We start from the raw sequence: 15,515 nt of genomic DNA, 5'->3' as shown, positions 1-15,515 counted from the left end.
CCGAATGCGGTGCAGCAAAGCTATGCCTGTGGCGCGGTATGGCTCGGCGCTTGTGCTGGTCGATGCGAAGCGCGTGTCCGGCTTTATCGCGCGGAGACCGCTGTATCTCTCTGTCGCGTAGGAGCGGCTTCAGCCGCGACGGGCGTTGCCGATGACGCCTGTCGCGGCTGAAGCCGCTCCTACCGAATACCTGTGCATCAGCGTGTTCTATCGACCCAGCCGCTCCGCCAGCCGCACCAGCTCCGCCAGCGAGCCGACCTCCAGCTTGCGCATCGCATTGCCGCGGCGCACCTTCACCGTGATCTCGCTGAGCTGCAGCCGCGCCGCCACCTGCTTGTTGAGCAGGCCCTGCACCACCAGTTCCACCACCTCGCGTTCGCCGGCGCTGAGCCGCGCCCAGCGTGCCTGCAGCTCGGCCTGCACGGCTTCGGCGGCGCGGCGCGCGCGGTCGCGGGCGATGCCCTGGCCGATCGCATCGAGCAGGTCCTGGTCGCGGAATGGCTTGGTCAGGAACTCGATCGCGCCGTTCTTCATCGCCTCCACGCTCATCGGGATATCGCCATGGCCGGTGATGAAGATGGTCGGAAGCGCCAACCCGGCCTCGTGCATGGTGCGGTGGAAGTCCATGCCGCTCTGTCCGGGCATGCGGATGTCCAGCACCAGGCAGCTCGGCGCGTCGACGCATGTGTGCGCCAGGAAGTCGCGGGTCGAGGCGAAGGCATGCACCTGCAGGTCCACGGAGGCGAACAGGTCTTCCAGCGCGGCGCGGATCGAGGCGTCGTCGTCGATCAGGTACACCACCGGGCGGGCGCTCGCGTCGGTGGTCATGGCCGCACTCCGTTGGCGGTGGGCAGGCACACGTGGAACACCGCGCCGCACGGTCGCCCCGGTTCGGCCCAGATGCGGCCGCCGCCGGCCTCGACGATGCTGCGGCTGATGCTCAGGCCGATGCCGATGCCGCCCTGTTTGGTGGTCCAGAACGCATCAAACAGGTGCGCCTGCGCTTGTGCGGTCAGGCCTTCGCCGCTGTCGGCCACGCTCAGCCGCACCGAACGTGCGTCCTCGCGTTCGGTGACGATGCGCAGCGTGCGCAGTGCTGGCGGCGTGGCGGCCATCGCCTCGATCGCATTGAGCAGCAGGTTGCCGATCACCTGCTGGATCTGCACCGGGTCGGCCGACACCGGCGGCAGCAGCGCCGACAGTTCGGTGTGCACGCTGACCGCGCTGCGCTCCAGTTCGCCCTGCGACAGCGCCAGCACTTCGTTGACCGCGGCGTTGAGATCGAAGGCGCGCTGCTGCGGCGCCTCGCCGCGGGTCAGGCTGCGCACCCGTGCGATCACCTCGCCGGCGCGCTCGGCGTCGGCGAGGATGCGCGCCAGCGCCGCGCGCGCCTTGTCCAGGTTCGGCGGCTGCTGGTCGAGCCAGCGCTGGCAGGCATTGCCGCTGGTGACGATGGCCGCCAGCGGCTGGTTGACCTCGTGCGCGATCGAGGCGGTGAGGCTGCCCAGGCTGCGCACCCGCGCCAGCCGCAGCAATTGCGCCTGCGCCGCGTGCGCGGCGGCCTTGGCGCGCTCCATGCGCACCGCGATGGAGGCGGTGACCGCCACCACCACGATGCTGATCGCCGAGTTGATCACGCCGACGTGGTAGGCGCCGGCGTGGGTGAGATGGAAGCTGAGCACGACCAGCACCACGCAGATGCCGGCCAGTACGCCGAGTCCGACCGGTGCCAGCAGCCGCACCGCGCCGAGGATCGCCACGGTGTAGAACAGCGCCGCCGCCACCGCGTAGTCGGTGACCGTGTCGGCGACGAAGATCGCGCCCAGCGCAAGGCACAGCGCGGCCAGGCCGAGCAGGCGGCGGTGCGGCGGCAGCGGCTTGAACCAGGCGATCATCGGCGGCGTGGCATGGAAGTGACGAGGTTGGGCATGGCTGGCTCAGGCTTCGGCGCCGGCGTTCCAGAACGCCTGTTGTACACCCGGTTCGCCCTCCAGGCGCTGCACAACTTCATCCAGTTCCTCGGCGCGCACCGCGGTGGCATACAGCGTCGCGGCGATCTCCACGTCCCGCTGCCCGAACGGATGCTGCTCGACCTCGCGCGCCGGGTAGTGCGCCTCCTCCAGCAGTTCGATCAGCCGCTCGCGCACCTCGCCGTGCACCTCGCGCGCGCAGATCGCATAGAACATGTAGGTGGCTTCCAGCGAGGATTCCTTCAGCGGATGCCGGTTGATGCGGTTCACCATCGGCCGCAGCAGGGTATTGCTGAGCAACACGAACATCGCCGCCAGTACCGCCTCGGCGACCAGCCCGGCGCCGGCACAGGCGCCGACCGCGCCCGATCCCCACAGCGTGGCCGCGGTGTTGAGCCCGGTGACGTTGGCGCCTTCCTTCATGATCGCGCCGGCGCCGAGAAAGCCGATGCCCGAGACCACGTAGGCCACCACCTGCACCGCGCCCTGGGTGCCGCCGTGGATCTCGAACAGGCGGTCGCCGAGCGAGACGAAGATCGCCGCGCCGACCGCGACCAGGGTGTTGGTGCGCAGCCCGGCGGTGCGCTGGCGCACCTGGCGCTCGAAGCCGATGATCGCGCCGAGCACGAAGGCGGCGGTGAGGCTCACCAGGGTGTCGAGCAGCGAGCCGAGATTGAACAGGCGCAGGGCTTCCATCAGGGCGCGTTCCAGTGGGCGAGGGGAGCGCGCATGGCGGCTCCGGGGAAGGGAGTGGGCAGGGACGGGGGCCGATGATGCCGCGGCGAGATGGCAGCTCGCATCGTGGCGACGGACAGATGCGACTCAGCGCACCCCGGGCCGCCACGCCAGCGCGGCAGGCAGCCAGTGCGCCGCCGGGGCACTCACCCCGGCCTCGTGCAGGCGCCGCTGCGCCGCATGCGGCAGCCGCGCGCGGACCCGGATGCGGTCGGCGACGGACAGCAGCGACAGTGCATCGGCCATCACCCGCGGTGACTGCGCGGACAGCGCCAGCGCGAAGGCGCGCGCGCCGTGGGCGGCGAGCAGATGGCGCAGCGCCTCGGTGCGGCGCATGGCGACCGCGGCGCGCAGCGCGCGCTGCAGGCAGCGCTGCAGGCGGAAACGACGGGAAAACAGCGAGAACACGAACATGACGACCTCCTTGCGGCGCGTGGCCGGCAAGGACGTCGCAGCGTGCGGGCAGCGGGCGTCTTCCGGCTCAGCGCCGGGCAGCGACCAGGCGAGGGGAGCGGTGGGGGAATGCGGCGCTGACGCCGCGTCGATGCGGATCGGGGTCCATGCTCGCCTCCGGTGTCAGGGGGAACGGATCGCGCGGAGCGCGACGGTCTGGCGCGGTCGGATGCCGCGGTGCCGCTCACTGGCCGGGCCAGGAGCGGGTGGCGCAAAGCTTGGCATGCGGCTCAGGTGTGCACCAGCCTGCATGAGGCCATGGCGGCGATACCAAGGTATATCCGCTCTCCTCCGCGTGCCGGCGCGTGGCGCAGCGATTGAGACGCGGCCGGCTACACTGGCCGCATGCAGAACGATGCCCATTTCCTGATCCTCGCCGGCCTGTTGTGCGCCGTCATCGCCCTGTTGCTGGCCGTGTTGCTGCGGCGGGGCAACCACACCGCGCTGGAGGCGGCCCTGCGCGAGGAGCAGCGCAGCGGCCGCGGCGAACTGCGCGAGCAGCTCGACAGCCTGGCCCGCCAGCAGGACGCGCGCAGCGAAGGCTTCGCCCGCCACCTGGCCGACTTGTCCACTCGCACCGATCAGCGGCTGGACCTACTGCGCGAAGCGCTGACCGAGGACGCGCGGCGCGGCCGGGTCGAGGCCGGCGCCGCGCAGCAGCGCATGGCCGAGCTGCTGAGCCAGCGCCTGGTCGAGATCCGCGGCCAGCTCGACGCCTTCGGCCAGCAGCAGGACGCACGCATGGCCCAGTTCGGCCAGCAGCAGGCCGAACTGATCGCGCGCATCGACGCGCAGCTGGGCGCGCTGCGCGAGGCCTTGCTCGAGGACGCGCGCAAGGGCCGCCAGGAAGGCGCGGACGCGCAGCAGCGCTTCGCCGACACACTCGGCCAGCGCCTGGGCGACCTGGTCCAGCGCAACGAGCAGCGGATGGGCGAGATGCGCGCCACCCTGGAGGAGCGGCTGAAGGAACTGCAGGCCGACAACGCGGCCAAGCTCGAACAGATGCGCGGCACTGTCGACGAGAAGCTGCAGACCACCCTCAACACGCGCCTGGATGCCTCGTTCAAGCTGGTCTCCGAACGGCTCGAGCAGGTCCAGCGCGGCCTGGGCGAGATGCAGCAGCTGGCCACCGGCGTCGGCGACCTCAAGCGCGTGCTGAGCAACGTCAAGAACCGCGGCGGCTGGGGCGAGGTGCAGCTGGAGAACATCCTCGAGCAGACCCTGACCCAGGAGCAGTATGCGCGTGGCGTGCGGGTGCGCCCGGAGCGCAACGAGATGGTCGATTTCGCCGTGCGCCTGCCCGGCCGCGGCCACGAGGACACGCCGGTGTGGCTGCCGATCGACGCCAAGTTCCCGCGCGAGGACTACGAGCGCCTGCTCGACGCGCAGGAGCAGGGCGATCCGGAACTGGTGCAGGCGACGGGGGTGCAACTGGAGCGCGCGATCCGGGTGCAGGCCAAGTCGATCGGCGACAAGTACATCGCCCCGCCGCACACCACCGACTTCGCGGTGATGTTCCTGCCCACCGAGGGCCTGTATGCCGAGACCCTGCGCCGCCCCGGCCTGGCCGACCTGCTGCAGCGCGAGCACCGCATCGTCGTTGCCGGGCCGACCACCATTACCGCCCTGCTCAACAGCCTGCAGATGGGCTTCCGCACGCTCGCCATCGAGAAGCGCTCCAGCGAGGTGTGGGGCGTGCTGGCGGCGGTCAAGAGCGAGTTCGGCAAGTTCGCCGGCATCCTGGAAAAGGCCGAGAAGCAGATCAGCACCGTCGGCAAGAGCCTGGGCGAGGCCAGCCGCAAGACCCGCACCATCGAACGCCGCCTGCGCGGCGTCGAGACCCTGGCCGATGCGCAGGCCGCGCCGCTGCTTGAACTGTCGCTGCCGCTGGACGATGCCGAGGCGGACGAGGCTGCGGGCGACGAGTCCGGCTGAGGGCACGCGGCTGAGAGGCGTCGTCACGTGAACGTCGATGGAGTGTGTGGTGCGCCGATGTGGGACACCTGGTCAGCGGACAGTCGCCTGTCGCGGCGCTGAGTGAGGGGTCCCGGGCTTCCGCTGCGCCGTAGCCGCAACGACTATGCTGACGCTTCTTTTCGACCGAGGTAATGCCCATGTCCGAGTCGCTGACCGCCATTCCGCTGACCCGCATCGATGGCCAGCCGGCCACCCTGGCCGAGTTCGCGGACAAGGTGTTGCTGATCGTCAACGTCGCTTCCAAGTGCGGCCTCACTGCGCAGTACGCGGGCCTGGAAGCGCTGTACCGCGAGAAGCAGGCTGCGGGGCTGGAAGTGCTGGGCTTCCCGGCCAACGACTTCAAGGGGCAGGAGCCGGGCAGCGAGGCGGAGATCCAGCAGTTCTGCCAGCTCACCTACGATGTGACCTTCCCGATGTTCTCCAAGATCGCGGTCACCGGCGAGGACACGCATCCGCTGTACCGCGCGCTGATCGCCGCGCAGCCGCAGACCGAGGGCGAGGGTCCGATGCGCGAGAAGCTGGCCGGCTACGGCATCGAGCCGAATCCGGCGCCGGGCGTGCTGTGGAACTTCGAGAAGTTCCTGATCGGCCGCGACGGCCAGGTCCGCGCGCGCTTCGCTCCGGACGTCACCGCGGAGGATCCGCGCCTGCGCGCGGCGATCGACGCGGCGCTGGGGTAACGGTGCGCTGCGCTTGAGACCATCAGGCGGTGCCAGGCAGAGTTGAAGGTACTGTTGTGGCGTCTAGCTAGTTGGTGACTGAGCCGGAGAGGTTGCCGACGTGGTTGTTTTCCAGCGTCGCTTGTCGCGGCTGAAGCCGCTCCTACTCAAGGCGTGCAGCATCGACGTGGTTGCCGTTGCCGTTGCCGTTGCCGTTGCCGTTGCCGTTGCCGTTGCCGTCGCCGTCGCCATCGCCGTTGCTGTTGCTGTTGCCTCGGCTGTTGCTTGGCTTTGGCTGTTGCTCTGGCTTTTGATTTACCGGGTTCCCTTCCGAAGCGGCGGCCAGCGCGGGGAAAAACCCGAAGGGCGGCGTACATGGATGTACGCCGTCCGCGGCAGGGGCAGGATGCCCCTTCCGCGGATACCCGTGCTGGACGCGGACCCGGAGCGCGTAGCGCGGAGGGCGCGAGGCAGGGCGCGCTTTCTTTTGGTTACCTTTTCTTTGCGCGAGCAAAGAAGCGCTTCTCAGCAGCCGAAGGCTGATCAAAGTAACTCGCCCGCAAGGGCGAAAGCCTTTAGAGTTTTTGCTGTTGCTACTGCTGTTGATTGAAGTTGGTCTATCGGACGAGAAGATCTGTAGATACCGTCTTACCCCCTAGCAGGCAAGGCCCCTTTTCGGATCGAACGCCGTGCCCGACTTGAGAACCCCGTAGGCCAGGTGCAGGAGCTTGCGCATGGCGGCGCACACGATCTGCTTGCCGGCTTTGCCGCGTTCGCTCAGCCGCTGTTTCAGCGTCCGGATGATCGGGTTGTGGGTCATGGCCACCAGGGCCGGCATGAACAGGCCCGCGCGCAGACGGGGCGAGCCGGTGCGCGAGATGCAGACGTGGCCTTTGCGCTCGCCCGACTCCTGCAGGCACGGATTCAGGCCCGCGAAGGCGGTCACCGCCGAGGCATCGGCGAAGCGCCTCACATCGCCAAGCTCGGCCAGCATCAAGGCCGCGCTGGTGTCGGCAATCCCCTGGATGCTCACCAGCAGCTCGCGCTGCCCACGCAAGGTCGGATCCTGGTCGATATGGTCATCGATGGCCTGCTCGATCTGGGCGATGTGGTGTTGCAGATCGGCCAGATGGACCTGGATCGAGTCCTTTACCTGGGCCGGAGCGACCTCCAGCCGGTTGCGCTCCATCTGCAGCATCTGTTGCAGGTCCTGGCGCCGGCGCACCAGCGCTTTGAGCTGCTTGAGCGCCGGCGGATCAGGGTGCCAACGGCGCAACTGCTCGCGGTGACGCAGGGCATAGCTGGCGATCAGCTTGGCATCGCTGCGATCGGTCTTGACCCGGCTGAGCTGGCTGCGTGCGTACGCGGCCGTCTGCGCCGGGTTGAGCACGCACACCCGATAGCCGCGTGCGTGGAGGAACTCGGCCAGCGCCTGGTGGTAGGTGCCGGTGGCCTCCATGGCGATCCAGCTATCGGGCTGCGCATGCGTCTGCAGCCATGCCTGCAGGGCCTGGAAGCCCTTGGCATCGTTGGACAACTTGGCCTTGGTACGGTGCTTGCCATTGGTCAGATCGATGGCCACATCGAAACTGCGTTTGGCGACGTCGATGCCGATGACGGGAGACATACGCGATTCCTCCATCGTGTCAGGGTCATGATCGGCGCTGGGCCCGGTCCTGCCTTGTCGATGCGAGTTCACGCCCGGGGGCGGACTCTGGATACCGTTCGGACACACAAGGGCCAGCATGTGGAGGGCGGAGCCGATCTACGATGCAAGCTCGAAGCTTTAGGAGCGACTGGACCTCCCACACCTCCTCCGATGATCAGTCGGAAGACATGACGCCTGTCTAGGGGCGACATGTCCAGATACAAGGAGCGGCTTCAGCCGCGACAGCGAGAGTCCGTTCTGTCTGTCGCGGCTTGAAGCCGCTCCTACGATTCAGCGGCCGCCACCGTGGCAGCAAGTGCAAGAGCAAAGCTTTCGCCTTGCGGCGAGTCACTTTTCTTTGCTTGTGCAAAGAAAAGTAACCAAAAGAAAGCACACCCCGCAGCGCGCCTTCCGCGCTGCGCGCTCCAGGTTCGCAGCCACAACGGGGATTCGCGGAAGGGGCATCCTGCCCCTGCCGCGAACGGCGTACATCCATGTACGCCGCCCTTCGGGTTTTTCCCCGCCGTGGCTGCCGCGCCGAGGGGACCCCGGTAAATCAATAGCAACAGCAACCGCAGGAGCAACAGCAAAGCCGGCTGCACCCTGTAGTTCGCCACTACACTGGATCACGTACTGCAAACCGTGCACTCATTCCCGCACATCGTGCGGCACCCACAGACGACACCAGCAAAATCCTCAGACACAAAAAACCCGGCCGAAGCCGGGCTTTTCGTCGGTGCGTCGTGCGCCGGACTAGCGACCGCCGCGCCACTCCGGGACCGGCATCGCATCCACCGGCACCGTCGGATTGGTCTCTTCTTCGCGCAGATAGGCCGGCAGATCGTCGTCCTGCCGCTTGTGCCCGCGCATGTCGCTCTCGATCTGATAGTTGCGGCGCTGCAGCCACGCATCGCGGGTCAGCTGGTACTCGTCCGGCGCCTGGTCGCGCATGCTGTCCAGCGACAGCAACTGCGCCCGCGTGTCGACCAACTGCAGGCCCTGCAGGCCGATGCGCACCCGGTCCTCCTCGATCTGCTGCAGTGGCGACAGCGGCGCGTCGCCGACCAGGCCGAACGCATCGCGTACCGTGCGCGGACCGAACAGCGGCAGTTCCAGGTAGCGCGAACGGCGCCAGCCCCACACGCCCAGGGTCTGACCGAAGTCCTCGCTGCGGCGCGGCAGGTTGGCGTCGGTGGCCGGGTCGAAGATGCCGCCGATGCCCAGCGTGCTGTTGATCAGGAACCGGCTCAGCGTCTGCCCCGCCTGCAGCGGCCGACCCTGCAGCAACTGGTTGACCATCGTCAGCGGCGAACTGAGGTTGTCGAAGAAGTTGGTCACGCCCAACCGCACCGGCCGCGGCACCACGTTGACGTAGGCCCGCGCCAGCGGTCGCGCCACGCCGCGATCGACCACGTTGTTGAAGGCATGCACCTTGCGGTTGAACTTCTCCCACGGGTCGTAGCTCTGCGGTGCGGGCACGCCCGCGGGCAGCGTCGGATCGGCGACCGGGTTGTACGGGTCGCTGCCGTACAGCGCGGCGTAGTCGTCCTCGGCCGAGGTCGGCGTGCCGTTGGCCGACGCAGTGCCCGTCGCGCTTGCCGGCGCCGTCACCGCTGGCGCACTCGATGCTGCCTGGGCGCTGGCGTCCATGCCGCTCGTGCCGTCGGCGGTGGCCGCCATGGCATTCGCATCGGTGGGCGCGACGCTGTCGCTGGCGGCCGGTGCCGACTGCGCCACGGGCGGCGGAGGCGGGGGCGGCGTGCGCTTGGGCGCGCCGGCGCAGGCGCCCAGGGCGGCGGCCAGGGTAAGGGAAGTGAGGATGCGCAGCACGTTCATGTGTCAGCTCGCCGCAGGGGGAGAGTGGAAATCCAGGGTCGAGGCCAGCCGGTAGGCGGCGCTCAGGTCGGTCAGGCCGGCCGGGGCGCCGTGGATGGCGACCTCGGCCTGGCCCTGGGCGCGCAGGCGCGCGGCAAGTTCGGCGAGCAGCGCCAGGCCGGCGCTGTCCACCCGCGACACCGCCCGCAGGTCCAGCGCGCGTGCGCCCGGCAGCGCGCGCAGCGCCGCCGGCCACAGCGCGGTGGCCGCGGCACGGTCGAGCACGCCGCTCAGGGCGAGCGTGTCGCCGTCGCGGCGCAGCTGCGGCGCATCACTCGCCACTGTTGCCCGCCGGCGCCGCCTGCAGCGTGCCGTTGCGCAGCTCGGCCGCGACCTCGGCGATCGACTTGTTGCGCAGCGGGGTGTCGAACTGGTTGCGGAAGGTCTGCACGTAGGACACGCCCTCGACCATCACGTCGAAGATCTTCCAGCCCGCGCCGGTGTTGCGCAGCAGGTAGTCCACCGGCACCGGGTCGCCGCCGCTGCGCAGCAGCTCGGTGGAGACCTTGACGCCGCGGCCGCCCGGCAGCGGGGTTTCCGACTTCACCCGCACCTGCGGCTTGCCTTCGAAGGTCAGCAGCGAGGTGCCGTAGCGCTGCATCAGGTTGTCGGCCATCGCGTCGCCGAAAAGCTTGACGTCGGCATCGGAGGCGCCGCGGCCGTGCACGCCCAACACCAGGCGGGCGGCGTAGTCGCGGTCGAAGGACTTGTTCATCTCGCTGTCGATGAACTGGCGCAGTGCGGTCGGGTTGCTCTTGAACTCGCTGCGGCGCTGTTCCAGCGTGGTCAGGATGCGCGTGCTGTTCTCCAGCACCACCTTGCTGGCCGAACCGGCCTGGGTGGCGGCGGCGGCCGGCGCGGCGGCCTGGGCCAGGGCGGCGGAGGGCGCGGCCACGGCCAGCGCGGCGGCGAGAGCGGCGGAAAGCAGTTTGATCGTCATGGCTTGGGTTCCGTTGCGGGCGTGGTGGGGTCGGCCGAGGGTGCGGCAGCGGGTGTTGCGTTCTTGTCGCCGCCGCCGAACATGTACTTGCCGACCAGCTGGATCAGGTCCACCGCCGGCTGGGTGAAGGCGATTTCCTGGCCGGGCTTGAGCGTGTCGGGGTCGCCGCCGGGCTGCAGGCCGACATAGCTCTCGCCGAGCAGGCCGCTGGTCAGGATCGCCGCCGAGGTGTCGGCCGGCAGGTCCTTGTACTTGTCGTCGATGGACAGGGTCACCACCGAGTCGAACTTGGTCGGGTCCAGGTCGATCTTGGCGACCTGGCCGATGATGACGCCGCCGATCTTCACCGGCGCCTGCGCACGCAGCTGGCCGATCTGCGAGAAGCGCGCGACCAGGTCGTAGCGGTGGCCGCCGAAGCCCCACTGGCGGTTGGTGGAAGCCAGCGCCAGCACCAGCAGCGAGGCCAGGCCCAGCAGCAGGAAGGCGCCGACGGCGAACTCGAGACGGGGACCACGGAGAGCCATAACGTGTCTACCTTGTTGATTCAGCGTGGCCGCGGCGCCAGTGCCGCGACCGGGATGTTGCCGCGGGACCTGCCGTCGTCGGCCGGCCCCGCGTTGGCGCCGCTCAGCGGAACAGCAGCGCCGACATGACGAAATTGAACATCAGCACCAGCAGCGAGGCATTGACCACGGCGCGGGTGGTGGCTACCGAGGTGCCCTCGATGGTCGGCTCGGCATGGAAGCCGACATAGGCCGCGACCAGCGCCGCCGTGCCGCCGAACACCGCCGACTTCAGCATCGCCACGCCGAAGTCGTCCCAGAAATCCACGCTGCTCGACAGCGCCGACCAGAACGTGCCGCGGTCCAGGCCGAGCGCGCCCACGGCCTCGAAATAGCTGGCGCTGATCGCCAGCGAGCAGAAGATGCCGGTCAGCAGCGGCACGGTCAGCACCGCCGCCCAGAAGCGCGGCGCCACCGCCTTGGCCACCGGGTCGATCGCCATCAGCTCCAGCGCCTTGATCTGGTCGGTGGCGCGCATCAGGCCCAGTTCGGCGGCGATGGAGCTGCCGGCGCGGCCGATGAACAGCAGCGCGGTCAGCACCGGCGCCAGCTCGCGGTACAGCGACAGCCCGAGCAGGGTCGACAGCGCATCGGAGGCGCCGTAGGTCTGCAGCGTGCGGTAGCCCTGCAGCGTCAACACCAGGCCGACGAAGGCGCCGCCCACGGCGATGATCGGCAGCGAGCGCGCGCCGACCTTGTAGATCTCGCGGATCAGCTCGGCCAGCAGGTCCCGGGTCGGCAGCGAGCCGCGCAGCACGGTCAGGAAGAACAGCCCGGCGCGGCCCAGGGAACGGATCGGGGCAACGATGGCCATCAGGCGGCGCTCCGCGCGCGCTGCGGCGCATCGAACGGGATCGGGCCATCGGGACGGCCGTGCAGGAACTGCTGCAGCAACGGATCGGTGCTGGCCTGCAATTCCTGCGGGGTGCCGGCGAAGACCACGCCGCCGTTGGCGATGGCCACGGCCTGGTCGCAGATCGGCAGGGTCTCGTGGACGTGGTGGCTGACGATGATGCTGGTCAGGCCCAGGGTGTGGTTGAGGCGCTGGATCAGGCTCATGATCACGCCGGAGGCGATCGGATCCAGGCCGGTCAGCGGTTCGTCGTAGATCATCAGCGGCGGATCCAGGGCCAGCGCCCGCGCCAGCGCCACGCGCCGCGCCATGCCGCCGGACAACTCGCGCGGCCAGGCATCGGCGGCGGCCAGCAGGCCCACCGCGTGAAGCTTCAGCGCCACCAACCGCTGCAGCACCGGCTCGGGCAGGCGGGTGTGGGCGCGCAACGGCAGCGCCACGTTCTCGGCCACGCTCAGGTCGGTGAGCAGGCCGTTGCCCTGCAGCAGCACGCCGATGCTCTTGCGCGTCTCGCGCAGCGCGCGGCTGCCGCGCGGCAGCGGCTTGCCGAACACTTCCAGCGTGCCCGCGGCGGGCACCAGTTCGCCGGTCAGGGCGGCCAGCAGCGTGGACTTGCCACTGCCGGATGGCCCGAGCACGGCGGTGATGCTGCCGCGCGGCACGCTCAGCGAGACGTCGCGCAGGATCGCGCGGCCGCCGCGGTCAATGCGCACGCCCGACAACTGCACCAGATTGGATTCGGAAGACGCCATTGCGGCCTTTAACGAAAATACAACATAGGATCGATCCGTTCGGCTGAACTTAACCGAACTGGCCCGTGCAGTATTGTGGCACCGCGCGGGCCGGTGTGCGCGCCCGCTTCGCCCTGTTCATGCAACAGCGTGTCATGCCGCCGCGTCGGTGTTCGGCCCGGTGGCGCGCTGGGTGCGCCGCCGCCGCACGTCGGGTGTGGACAAATGCCGGCACAGCGCTTGTGCGCGTCGTCACGGCACGCGACGATGCCGGCAGGGCGCCCGTGCCGAACCACACCTGGAGTCAAGGATGGAGTTGTTGAGCTTGGAACACTTCGCCGGAAGCGTGAACGAGACGTTCTCGGCGCAGTTGAACGAAGGTGAGGTCGCGTTCGTGCTGGTCGAGGCGCGGCCGCTGCCGACGCCGCCCGCGGCACGGCGTGCGCCGTTCTCGCTGCTGTTCCGCAACGGCTCGTCGTTCCTGTTTCCGCAGCAGACCTACCAGATGCGTCATCCACGCCTGGGCGAGATCGGGATCTTCCTTGTGCCGGTGGCGCGCGAACGCGACGGCTTCCTGTATCAGGCGGTGTTCAACTGACGCGCGCGTTCGGTCGTGCGCCGGGGCCATCCCAGCGCATGGCCAGATGGGTCTGGCCGGCCTCGCCGGCGACGAAGCCCAGCCGCGCGTAAAGCCGCTGCGCTGCGGGATTGGCATGCAGCACATGCAGTGTCAGTGCGCGCCCATCCGCATGCGCGAGCGCCTGTGCCTGTGCGATCAGCGCGCCGCCGATGCCTTGGCCGCGACAGTCCGGCAGCAGGCTGATATCGACCAGGACGTGCGGATCCGCGCTGCGGTCCAGATACAGCCGCCCAAGGCGTGCGTGCGCGTCTTCCACGATCAGGAAGTCCGCGCCGGGAAAGTGCTGCAGATAGTGCGCATGCTGCAAGGCGAACTGCTGATCGAGAAAGGCGCGCTTGGTTTGTTCCGGCCACGGCACCGCGGCCAGTTCGGCGCGGCGCGTGCTGGCGTACAGATCGCGCAGCCAGTCCAGGTCTGCCGACCGCGCCGGCCGCAGGCCGATGCCGCGTGCCTGCAGCGCAGCGGGCGCCGCCCACCCGGCGTCCCGTTGCGGAAAGCCGGGCGAGGCGACGATCGACATCACGCCTGCCTCAATTGAAGACCGGGTAGTTGCCCTGCAACGCGATGCAGAAGTTCACCGCCAGATACGGCTGCCGGTTCTCGTGCGCCTGGCCGATGCCGGTGGGCATCAACATGGTCGGGGAGAACTGCGTGTTCGGCGCGACGGCCAGGAACGGACGCTCGTTGGTGAGGTTCAGCGACGACAGGGCGGCACCGCTGACCGGCATACCGGTCTTCTTGGTCGGATCGGGCTGCGAAAACGCGTTGACGCCATGTTGGTGCATCGGAATCTGCGTGCTCTGCAGGCTCACCGACGCCGAGCCGAAGTTGCTGCCCAGCGTGTGCGGCGTCAGGCCAGGCCCCGCGCCCTGCTGGCAACCGGCGCGCGTGGCGAAATTCGGCAGTTGGAACGTGGTGGTGCCATTGCCGCCGTAGGCCACGCCGAGCAGGGAGTACAGCACGGTGTTCTGCGTGACCGGCAGGGTGGCGCCGTTGCACAACGCCCAGCCGTACGGGTTGTAGTCGAAGCCGAACAGCTGGATTTCGCCGATATAGGGTTCGGTCATGAGCGGAGTCCTCCGATGAAGCGGATGCGTGCCGCAGCCAGATCGGCGCGGCGCAGGGGGTCAGGCCTGTTGCGGGAAGATGCCGGTGGTGGCGATGCAGTACTGCACCGTCAGCGTCGGCATGACGTTGTCGTGCGGTTGGTTGCCGCCGGCAAACGTCGTGCTTTGCGGGGACATCGCGACCATGGTGGCGCCGGTGGTGTCGCTGGCATAGAACACGCTGCCGTTGACCGCGCCCGGCAGCAGCCCGGCCGGCGCCGACGCGGTCGCTGCGGCGGTGGTGGCCTGGGCGGTGTGTGTATGCGTCGGCATCTGCAGCTCCGTCAATGTCACCGTCTCGGTGCCTGCACGCTGGGCGAGCGGATAGTTGCTCAGGCCCGGTCCCTGGCCCTGGTGGATCGGCAGGCGACCGCGCAGATCCGGCACGGCGAAGGTGCTGGTGCCATTGCCGCCATAGGCGGTGCCGAGCAGCACATACAACGGTTCGTATTCGGAGATCTGCAGCAGCGAGCCGTCGCACGCCTGCCAGCCCTGGGGCGTACGGCCGAAGCCGAACATGCGGATTTCGCCGATGAAAGGAGTACCCATGAGATGCTTCCTGGTCGATGAGGCGCCACGCGCGCCGCTGCATGCGGTGAGCTTGGGTGCGGATGCGCCTAGCTGCGCGAAGGGAAGATGCCGGACAGCGCGATGCAGAAATTGATCGTGGTGTACGGCTGCACGTTCGGATGCGCCTGGCCGCCGCCGCTGTTGGCGATGGTGGACTGCGACAACGGCACCGTCGTGCCCGGCGCGGCATACAGCGCGTGCGCTGTTCCCGGACCGGGACTGACGATGTTGTTCGCGAACAAGCGACTGGCGGGCGTGCGGTTGTCGCCGTTGACGCTGCTGCAATCCAGCAGATGGAGATGCTGGGGCAGGTTGTCGCCCACCAGCGTCACCGTCTCCGCGCCGGCGACCTGGCCCATCGGCACCGCAGGCGGCTGCCACGCCGGGTCGGCCGATGGACCATAGCCCACCGGCGTGCGCCCACGCATGTCCGGCAAGCCGAAGGTGGTCTTGCCATCGCCGCCGAAGCGGGTGCTGAGCAGACTGAACAGGGCCTGGTTCTGATTGATCGGCAGCAATTGCCCGTTGCACTGCGCAAAATACTTTGGCGCAAACGCGAAACCGGTCAGCATGATCTGACCGATGAAGAACTCGCTCATGCGGATCTCCCCCCGGAGTGGATAGCGCCAGACCTCGTGTCTGGCACCAGACTACTTAATCACGACTTCGGCGACTTGCAAGCGACGATTTCGCTGAACCAGACAGACGTGACGCATTTGTTGCTTTACGCCGCGTCGGATTTGCTGTTCCAATGGCGGCGCGACGCGCATGGCCGATGCTTGCTGGGCCGATGTT

General features: G+C 68.7%; 19 protein-coding genes. 4 read left to right on the top strand and 15 right to left on the bottom strand.

What is annotated here, in order from left to right:
• Window positions 1–207 precede the first annotated feature (207 nt).
• The 4 genes from RAB71_RS00175 to RAB71_RS00160 form a co-directional block, all read right to left on the bottom strand.
• A complete protein-coding gene (locus tag RAB71_RS00175) occupies window positions 208–828 on the bottom strand; it encodes a response regulator transcription factor (protein WP_010343030.1) in 621 nt (206 codons plus the stop codon).
• On the bottom strand, window positions 825–1,895 hold the full coding sequence (locus RAB71_RS00170) for a sensor histidine kinase (RefSeq protein WP_010343029.1): 1,071 nt from the start codon (window positions 1,893–1,895) through the stop codon (window positions 825–827). The genes RAB71_RS00175 and RAB71_RS00170 overlap by 4 nt, the downstream gene beginning before the upstream one ends.
• A gap of 42 nt (window positions 1,896–1,937) precedes the next feature.
• Window positions 1,938–2,666 (bottom strand): MgtC/SapB family protein, encoded by a 729-nt coding sequence (locus tag RAB71_RS00165; protein WP_010343028.1) that lies wholly within the window; start codon window positions 2,664–2,666, stop codon window positions 1,938–1,940.
• A gap of 126 nt (window positions 2,667–2,792) precedes the next feature.
• On the bottom strand, window positions 2,793–3,119 hold the full coding sequence (locus tag RAB71_RS00160) for a hypothetical protein (RefSeq protein ID WP_040901942.1): 327 nt from the start codon (window positions 3,117–3,119) through the stop codon (window positions 2,793–2,795).
• Window positions 3,120–3,503: 384 nt separating this feature from the next.
• On the opposite strand from RAB71_RS00160, the gene rmuC reads away from it, so the two are divergent.
• The 3 genes from rmuC (at window position 3,504) to RAB71_RS00145 (ending at window position 6,404) form a co-directional block, all read left to right on the top strand.
• Window positions 3,504–5,093: a DNA recombination protein RmuC gene (gene rmuC, locus RAB71_RS00155; RefSeq protein ID WP_010343026.1), complete on the top strand. Its 1,590-nt coding sequence runs from the start codon at window positions 3,504–3,506 to the stop codon at window positions 5,091–5,093.
• Window positions 5,094–5,272: 179 nt separating this feature from the next.
• A complete protein-coding gene (locus RAB71_RS00150) occupies window positions 5,273–5,815 on the top strand; it encodes a glutathione peroxidase (RefSeq protein WP_010343025.1) in 543 nt (180 codons plus the stop codon).
• A 100-nt stretch (window positions 5,816–5,915) separates the two neighbouring features.
• The gene (locus RAB71_RS00145; RefSeq protein WP_104609607.1) at window positions 5,916–6,404 is read left to right on the top strand and encodes a hypothetical protein; all 489 of its coding nucleotides are present in this window, start codon (window positions 5,916–5,918) and stop codon (window positions 6,402–6,404) included.
• A gap of 45 nt (window positions 6,405–6,449) precedes the next feature.
• On the opposite strand, the gene RAB71_RS00140 is transcribed toward RAB71_RS00145, so the two are convergent.
• The 7 genes from RAB71_RS00140 to RAB71_RS00110 all read right to left on the bottom strand — a co-directional run bounded on the left by RAB71_RS00140 (window position 6,450) and on the right by RAB71_RS00110 (window position 12,425).
• Window positions 6,450–7,421 (bottom strand): IS110 family transposase, encoded by a 972-nt coding sequence (locus RAB71_RS00140; RefSeq protein WP_043094910.1) that lies wholly within the window; start codon window positions 7,419–7,421, stop codon window positions 6,450–6,452.
• A gap of 774 nt (window positions 7,422–8,195) precedes the next feature.
• Window positions 8,196–9,278, bottom strand: a complete 1,083-nt coding sequence (locus tag RAB71_RS00135; protein ID WP_010341094.1) for a VacJ family lipoprotein — start codon at window positions 9,276–9,278, stop codon at window positions 8,196–8,198.
• 3 nt (window positions 9,279–9,281) lie between these two features.
• Entirely contained in the window at window positions 9,282–9,599 is a 318-nt protein-coding gene (locus tag RAB71_RS00130; protein WP_010341093.1) for a lipid asymmetry maintenance protein MlaB, read from the bottom strand.
• Entirely contained in the window at window positions 9,589–10,257 is a 669-nt protein-coding gene (locus RAB71_RS00125) for a phospholipid-binding protein MlaC (protein WP_010341091.1), read from the bottom strand. Before RAB71_RS00125 ends, RAB71_RS00130 begins: the two co-directional genes overlap by 11 nt.
• A complete protein-coding gene (gene mlaD / locus RAB71_RS00120) occupies window positions 10,254–10,781 on the bottom strand; it encodes an outer membrane lipid asymmetry maintenance protein MlaD (protein WP_010341090.1) in 528 nt (175 codons plus the stop codon). The genes RAB71_RS00125 and mlaD overlap by 4 nt, the downstream gene beginning before the upstream one ends.
• Before the next feature lie 103 nt (window positions 10,782–10,884).
• Window positions 10,885–11,634 (bottom strand): MlaE family lipid ABC transporter permease subunit, encoded by a 750-nt coding sequence (locus tag RAB71_RS00115; protein ID WP_010341089.1) that lies wholly within the window; start codon window positions 11,632–11,634, stop codon window positions 10,885–10,887.
• The gene (locus RAB71_RS00110; protein WP_010341088.1) at window positions 11,634–12,425 is read right to left on the bottom strand and encodes an ABC transporter ATP-binding protein; all 792 of its coding nucleotides are present in this window, start codon (window positions 12,423–12,425) and stop codon (window positions 11,634–11,636) included. The genes RAB71_RS00115 and RAB71_RS00110 overlap by 1 nt, the downstream gene beginning before the upstream one ends.
• Before the next feature lie 289 nt (window positions 12,426–12,714).
• Between RAB71_RS00110 and RAB71_RS00105 the strand changes: the two genes are divergently transcribed.
• Window positions 12,715–13,002 carry a hypothetical protein gene (locus RAB71_RS00105; RefSeq protein WP_010341087.1) on the top strand — a complete coding sequence of 96 codons (288 nt, stop codon included), beginning with the start codon at window positions 12,715–12,717 and terminating at the stop codon, window positions 13,000–13,002.
• On the opposite strand, the gene RAB71_RS00100 is transcribed toward RAB71_RS00105, so the two are convergent.
• From RAB71_RS00100 to RAB71_RS00085, 4 genes are all read right to left on the bottom strand, one after another.
• Complete coding sequence (locus tag RAB71_RS00100; protein ID WP_010341086.1) at window positions 12,995–13,564, bottom strand: GNAT family N-acetyltransferase; 570 nt, start codon at window positions 13,562–13,564, stop codon at window positions 12,995–12,997. The two genes, RAB71_RS00105 and RAB71_RS00100, sit on opposite strands and share 8 nt — an antisense overlap.
• Before the next feature lie 10 nt (window positions 13,565–13,574).
• Entirely contained in the window at window positions 13,575–14,111 is a 537-nt protein-coding gene (locus RAB71_RS00095; protein ID WP_010341085.1) for a phage tail protein, read from the bottom strand.
• A gap of 60 nt (window positions 14,112–14,171) precedes the next feature.
• Window positions 14,172–14,699 (bottom strand): phage tail protein, encoded by a 528-nt coding sequence (locus RAB71_RS00090; RefSeq protein WP_010341084.1) that lies wholly within the window; start codon window positions 14,697–14,699, stop codon window positions 14,172–14,174.
• 68 nt (window positions 14,700–14,767) lie between these two features.
• Complete coding sequence (locus tag RAB71_RS00085; RefSeq protein ID WP_010341083.1) at window positions 14,768–15,319, bottom strand: phage tail protein; 552 nt, start codon at window positions 15,317–15,319, stop codon at window positions 14,768–14,770.
• Window positions 15,320–15,515 lie beyond the last annotated feature (196 nt).

Origin of the sequence: Xanthomonas sacchari, assembly GCF_040529065.1 — a bacterium.
GTDB classification, from domain to species: domain Bacteria; phylum Pseudomonadota; class Gammaproteobacteria; order Xanthomonadales; family Xanthomonadaceae; genus Xanthomonas_A; species Xanthomonas_A sacchari.
This window is presented reverse-complemented; position numbering and strand designations above follow the sequence as displayed.

Coding starts and splice junctions, on each gene's coding strand:
- RAB71_RS00105 (WP_010341087.1), top strand. CDS start 12,715: ATGGAGTTGTTGAGCTTGGAACACTTCGCCGGAAGCGTGAACGAGACG.
- RAB71_RS00085 (WP_010341083.1), bottom strand. CDS start 15,319: ATGAGCGAGTTCTTCATCGGTCAGATCATGCTGACCGGTTTCGCGTTT.
- rmuC (WP_010343026.1), top strand. CDS start 3,504: ATGCAGAACGATGCCCATTTCCTGATCCTCGCCGGCCTGTTGTGCGCC.
- RAB71_RS00175 (WP_010343030.1), bottom strand. CDS start 828: ATGACCACCGACGCGAGCGCCCGCCCGGTGGTGTACCTGATCGACGAC.
- RAB71_RS00100 (WP_010341086.1), bottom strand. CDS start 13,564: ATGTCGATCGTCGCCTCGCCCGGCTTTCCGCAACGGGACGCCGGGTGG.
- RAB71_RS00135 (WP_010341094.1), bottom strand. CDS start 9,278: ATGAACGTGCTGCGCATCCTCACTTCCCTTACCCTGGCCGCCGCCCTG.
- RAB71_RS00125 (WP_010341091.1), bottom strand. CDS start 10,257: ATGACGATCAAACTGCTTTCCGCCGCTCTCGCCGCCGCGCTGGCCGTG.
- RAB71_RS00110 (WP_010341088.1), bottom strand. CDS start 12,425: ATGGCGTCTTCCGAATCCAATCTGGTGCAGTTGTCGGGCGTGCGCATT.
- RAB71_RS00170 (WP_010343029.1), bottom strand. CDS start 1,895: ATGATCGCCTGGTTCAAGCCGCTGCCGCCGCACCGCCGCCTGCTCGGC.
- RAB71_RS00160 (WP_040901942.1), bottom strand. CDS start 3,119: ATGTTCGTGTTCTCGCTGTTTTCCCGTCGTTTCCGCCTGCAGCGCTGC.
- RAB71_RS00115 (WP_010341089.1), bottom strand. CDS start 11,634: ATGGCCATCGTTGCCCCGATCCGTTCCCTGGGCCGCGCCGGGCTGTTC.
- RAB71_RS00150 (WP_010343025.1), top strand. CDS start 5,273: ATGTCCGAGTCGCTGACCGCCATTCCGCTGACCCGCATCGATGGCCAG.
- RAB71_RS00090 (WP_010341084.1), bottom strand. CDS start 14,699: ATGGGTACTCCTTTCATCGGCGAAATCCGCATGTTCGGCTTCGGCCGT.
- mlaD (WP_010341090.1), bottom strand. CDS start 10,781: ATGGCTCTCCGTGGTCCCCGTCTCGAGTTCGCCGTCGGCGCCTTCCTG.
- RAB71_RS00140 (WP_043094910.1), bottom strand. CDS start 7,421: ATGTCTCCCGTCATCGGCATCGACGTCGCCAAACGCAGTTTCGATGTG.
- RAB71_RS00165 (WP_010343028.1), bottom strand. CDS start 2,666: ATGGAAGCCCTGCGCCTGTTCAATCTCGGCTCGCTGCTCGACACCCTG.
- RAB71_RS00095 (WP_010341085.1), bottom strand. CDS start 14,111: ATGACCGAACCCTATATCGGCGAAATCCAGCTGTTCGGCTTCGACTAC.